The organism is Chitiniphilus eburneus (assembly GCF_005048205.1).
GTDB lineage: Bacteria > Pseudomonadota > Gammaproteobacteria > Burkholderiales > Chitinibacteraceae > Chitiniphilus > Chitiniphilus eburneus.
The window spans coordinates 1-3,728 of record NZ_SUMF01000065.1; the positions used below are offsets into that span (position 1 = coordinate 1).

General features: G+C 66.4%; 3 protein-coding genes. All 3 read left to right on the forward strand.

Annotated features, from left to right (window positions below):
* Positions 1-712: 712 nt before the first annotated feature.
* The 3 genes from FAZ21_RS19855 (at position 713) to FAZ21_RS19865 (ending at position 3,583) form a co-directional block, all read left to right on the forward strand.
* Positions 713-1,180, forward strand: a complete 468-nt coding sequence (locus tag FAZ21_RS19855; protein WP_136775162.1) for a hypothetical protein — start codon at positions 713-715, stop codon at positions 1,178-1,180.
* A gap of 194 nt (positions 1,181-1,374) precedes the next feature.
* Positions 1,375-2,817, forward strand: a complete 1,443-nt coding sequence (gene tssK / locus FAZ21_RS19860) for a type VI secretion system baseplate subunit TssK (RefSeq protein ID WP_136775163.1) — start codon at positions 1,375-1,377, stop codon at positions 2,815-2,817.
* Entirely contained in the window at positions 2,810-3,583 is a 774-nt protein-coding gene (locus FAZ21_RS19865; RefSeq protein ID WP_136775164.1) for a DotU family type IV/VI secretion system protein, read from the forward strand. The genes tssK and FAZ21_RS19865 overlap by 8 nt, the downstream gene beginning before the upstream one ends.
* Positions 3,584-3,728: the final 145 nt, after the last annotated feature.

The window sequence follows — 3,728 nt, forward strand, 5'->3', positions numbered from 1 at the left end:
TGATTGATGCCCTTAGCGGCCGGGCGGGCCGGTTCATTTCTTTTGCTTCGCCAAAAGAAACGAACCAAAGAAAAGGCGACCCTGCATACGCGCCCCGGAAAGCCGGGGTGCCCTCGCTCCAGACAATCGAGCGGTGGCTGCGGAACTCGCTCGCTGCGCTCGCTCAGACAGTCCTCGCCGAATTCCCGCCCGCTTGTCTTCCGCTCGGCGCTGCTGAAGGGGACCCGGTAGCCCATCCTCACCCCCAGCCCCTCCCCTTGAAGGGAAGGGGTGACGCGTGCGAGTGCCTGTGGGTGAAAGTTGATGGTTTTGATACCCGTAGGCATACAAGCCGTATTGGCCTTTTCCAATATGCGCTGGCATTCAACGGCCTTTCCCCCCGTTACGTAGCGCCGAGGAGTGGAGCGAGACCCAGGCTCGCGACCGACGTAGGGAACCCCGGAGGGGCGCAGATGGCGGTGCCGCCAAAGCTTAGCGGCTTGCCGCTTAGCGACGCGCCATGCAGAGCGAAGCGTCGCACGGCCTTTTCTTTGGTTCGTTTCTTTTGGCCACGCAAAAGAAATGAACCGGCCCGCCCGGCCGCTAAGGGCATCAATCAACCCGCGCCGCAGGCGCTCAGCCTTTCAGAAGTTGCTGTTGCTGTTGCAGTTGCAGCAGCAACCGCCGCCGCAACCACTGTTGCCCCAATCCCGCCCCGCGCCGGAGGCGCCCAATGAACAAGCTCCTGCCTCTGCTGCTGAGCCTGGCGCTGCTTGCCGGCTGCGGCACCGTCAAGAAATGGGTCTACGGCGACCCGCCGCGTACCGATCTGCGCGGCCTGCGCGTGCTGGTCGATACCGACGCCAACAACAACACCGCCACCGCCATGGACATCGTGCTGGTCTACAGCGCCAACGGCATCGCCATGCTGCCCAAGACCGGGCCGGACTGGTTCACGCAGAAGACCGCGCTGCTGGCCACCCTCGGGCCGAAGGTGGATGTCGTCTCGCTGCAACTGCCGCCGGCCGCGGTGGTGGACCCGGTGCTGCTACCCAAGCGCTATCGCGACGCGGTGGGGATCTATGCCTTTCCCAATTACATCGACGCCAAGGGCCAGCCGGTGCTGGATCTCACCTGGTTCAACAAACCCACGCTGCGCCTGCGGGCCGCCGACATCCAGGCCAGTGAAGGGAGCCCCTGATGAACCCGCATGCCGTCGCGCCCCATCACTGGATACAGCGCCCCGGCCAGACCGGGTGCGGACCGCTGGCCGGCTGCCGGCAGCGGGGTCTGTCGCCTTCTTCCACTTCCCCCGCCCGCGCTGTGGCGAGGGGCCTTGCGTTGCCCGTGCGAACCAGCGCGCACGCAGATAACCGCCCTTGAGGAACGAACATCATGGAACACACGACCGACGCCATCCTCCTGCCCGACGCGCTGCAATGGTTCGAAGGCCAGTTGCTGTCGCCGCAGCACCTGCAACAGCACGATATTTTCTGGCACAAGCAGATGACCCACCGCCTGCTGTGCCGCAACCCCAACTTCTGGGGGCTGCGCGAGCTGCGGCTGGATACCAAGCGCATCGAGGGCGGCACGTTGTCGGTGCTGTCGCTCGATTGCCTGCTGCCGGACGGCCTGGCGGTGATCTTCCCCGGTAACTACGGCCATGCCGCGCTGGAGGTGGATCTGAAAAAGCCGCTGGAAAACCATGCCGGGCCGCTGAAGGTATGGCTGGCGGTGCCGGCACGGCTGGATACCGCCGCCACGCTGGGCAGCGCGATCCAACGCTTCGACCCGGTGGCGGGCGAACTGGCCGCCGACGAGAACACCGGCGAGGGCGCGGTGGAGATCAACCGCCTGCGCCCGCGCCTGACGCTGATCGTGGCCAACGAGGTGCCGGCGCGCTACGTGGCCTGCCCGATTGCCGAGGTGGAGCGTAGCGACAAGGGCCTGATCCGGCTCACCGACTATCACCCGCCGCTGCTGCGCATGGGCGGCAGCGCCTTTCTCGACGACGCGGGCCTGGATGCGCAGTTGCGGTTGCTGGCGGGGCAGTTGTGGAACAAGGTGCGCACGCTGGCGGGGGATCGCAGCGACCGGCGCGATGCGCAGCACGACGAGCCGGCGGGCGACGAGCGCCGCGCGGTGATGGCGGCGCGCCATCTGGCGTTGGGCCTGCCGGCGCTGGAAGTGGCGGTCGCCAGCGGCGACACCCATCCGGAGCAGCTCTACGCCACGCTGATGCACGTGGTTGGCGCGGCGGCGTCGATCGGCGCCAATCCGGTACCGCCGATCCCGGATCGCTACCAGCATGTCGACTGCAAGCCGCAGTTCGACCGGGCGATGCAGTACATCCGCGACAAGATCGCGCTGATCGATACCCGCTACGACAGTGATCCGTTCCTGCACCAGGGCGAGGGCGGCTTCAGCCATCGCCTGCCCAAGCTGGCCGGCGAGGTGTTGATCGAACTCAAGCCGCGCAGCGGGCAGACGCTGACCGACATGGCGCGCTGGCTGACCGAATGCCGCATCGGCCGCGAGGCGCTGATGCCGGTGCTGAAGGCACGCCGCCTGACCGGCGCCTCGGTGCAGGCGCTGTCGTCGTCCGAGGTGGTGCTGCGCAAGCTGCCGCCGGGTGGCGCGTTCTTCCTGGTGAAGAACGAGCCAATCGACGTGAACGGTGTGATGGAGAACGCCTGCCAGCCGGGCGAGAAGCTGGTGATCCTGGGCACCGCCGATCGTGGCGAGCCGGCGGCGATCCTGCTCTACCGCAACAAGGCCGAGCAGCCTGCCGCGCCGGTGAAGGGCGGTGCGGCGGCCGTGGAGCAAGTCCATGGCTAGTCGCGCGCGCGCTGCGCACTTCCTGCTCGGGCTGTTCGCCGAGTTCTACGAGGAGGTGGCGACCATCAAGCTGGCGGTGCGCGAAGGCAAGCTGCCCAGCCTGCTGGCGGTGGGCGACGAAACGCCGCCCACGCGCGGTGCCGAGTTGGCCGCGCGGGTCAGCGCGCGCCTTACCGCCATCCTCGCCAGCCAGGTGCGGCGGGTGAAGGACAACGGTTCCGATGCCGATCTGCGCGCCTACAACATTGCGCGCTACGTGATGGTGGCGCTGGCGGACGAGGTGTTCATCCTGGAACTCGACTGGCCCGGCCGCGAGCCGTGGTTGCAGGTGTTGCTGGAATACAAGCTGTTCCATACCCGTTGCGCCGGCCGGCGTTTCTTCGAGTTGTCGGAGCGTCTGTTGCAGACCCAGGCCGGTGCGCGCAACGACCTGCATCGCGATCTGGCGGCGGTGTTCCTGCTGGCGTTGCAACTGGGGTTCAAGGGTTATTACCGGGGCCGTCACTGGGACGAGCGGCTGCGTCATGAGCGGATGGCGTTGCATGCCTTCGTGCAGAGCCGCGATCAGGATCGCGATGACCGTCAGTTGTTCTGGCAGGCGTATGCGCCGGAGCACCGCAAGCGCGGGGAGGGCAAGGGCGAGCGCCTGGCGCCGCTGACGCCGTGGCTGGTGGCGGGGGGGATTGTGTTGTTGATCTATCTGTTGGTCGGCAAGGCGATCTGGTACGCGGCGTTGTCGCCGTTGAAGGATGTGATCACGTTGTGAGTGGGGCGATGATGAGTCTGGGTGTGGCGATGGGATCGCTGGGCGTTGATGTTGCAACTGCGACTGCGACTGCAACTGCAACTGCAACTGCAACTGCAACTGCAACTGCAACTGCAACTGCAACTGCAACTGCAACTGCAACTGC

Excerpts from the sequence above, each read along its gene's own strand:
- FAZ21_RS19855 (WP_136775162.1), top strand. The coding sequence starts at position 713 with ATGAACAAGCTCCTGCCTCTGCTGCTGAGCCTGGCGCTGCTTGCCGGC.
- tssK (WP_136775163.1), top strand. The coding sequence starts at position 1,375 with ATGGAACACACGACCGACGCCATCCTCCTGCCCGACGCGCTGCAATGG.
- FAZ21_RS19865 (WP_136775164.1), top strand. The coding sequence starts at position 2,810 with ATGGCTAGTCGCGCGCGCGCTGCGCACTTCCTGCTCGGGCTGTTCGCC.